General features: G+C 62.2%; 1 pseudogene. It reads left to right on the forward strand.

Annotated elements, in window-relative coordinates:
- The first annotated feature begins 52 nt into the window (after positions 1 to 52).
- Positions 53 to 941: pseudogene (locus tag M8J71_RS22950) on the forward strand (IS5 family transposase).
- Positions 942 to 954: the final 13 nt, after the last annotated feature.

Here is a 954-nt window from a genome sequence, read left to right on the forward strand (position 1 = left end):
CTAGGGTGTGTTGCTAAACCCTTTGAGGGCTGATTTCCGTCAGGCTTGATTTATGGCAGCGAGGCAAGAAATTTCTGACAAGGCTTGGGCCGTGATGGCGCCGCATTTCCCGGTGTGGAAGGGGAACGGGCGTCCGATCATGGACATGCGTCGGACCGTCGAAGGGATCGTCTGGAGGTTCCGCACCGGTGCGCCTTGGCGTGATGTGCCTGAGAGGTTCGGGAACTGGAACTCTATTTACGGGCGCTTCGCGGATTGGTCCAGAGACGGGACCTGGGCCAGTGTTCTCGCCGCCGTGCAGGCAGCTGGCCAGCGTGCCGGCGATGTCGACTGGACCGTCTCGGTGGACGCGACGATCACCCGGGTGCATCAGCATGGCGCCACCCTTACCCGCACCACAGGGGGCACCGCAGAATTACAAGAAACTCGGTGATGAGGAACCGGGCGACCACGCGATCGGCAAGTCCAGGGGCGGAATGACGTGCAAAATCCACCTTGCCACCGACGGCAAAGGACGACCGCTGGGACTCGTGCTCACCGCTGGCCAGGCCGCGGACACCTCATTCTTCCAAACCGTGCTGGAGACCATCTCGATCACCGGCACCTCCCGGGGACGGCCCCGCAGCCGGCCCGACCGGGTACTGGCAGACAAGGCCTACACCTCCAGCGCCAACCGCAGCTACCTGACTGGCAGGGGAATCAAAGTCACGATCCCCGAGCGCTCAGATCAGATTGCAGGACGGGCCCGGCGCGGTTCCAAAGGCGGACGCCCTCGATCCTTCGACAAGGACGCCTACAAAGGCCGTAACGTCGTGGAACGTTGCTTCAACCGCCTCAAACAATGGCGTGGCATCGCAACCAGAAGCGACAAAACAGCACGCAGCTACCTCGCAGGCGTGACCCTGGCGTCGACCCTGATCTGGATCAAATCAGGGCTTTAGCAACACGTCCTAG

It is taken from the genome of Pseudarthrobacter sp. R1, assembly GCF_024494415.1.
In the GTDB taxonomy this organism is placed as follows: domain Bacteria; phylum Actinomycetota; class Actinomycetes; order Actinomycetales; family Micrococcaceae; genus Arthrobacter.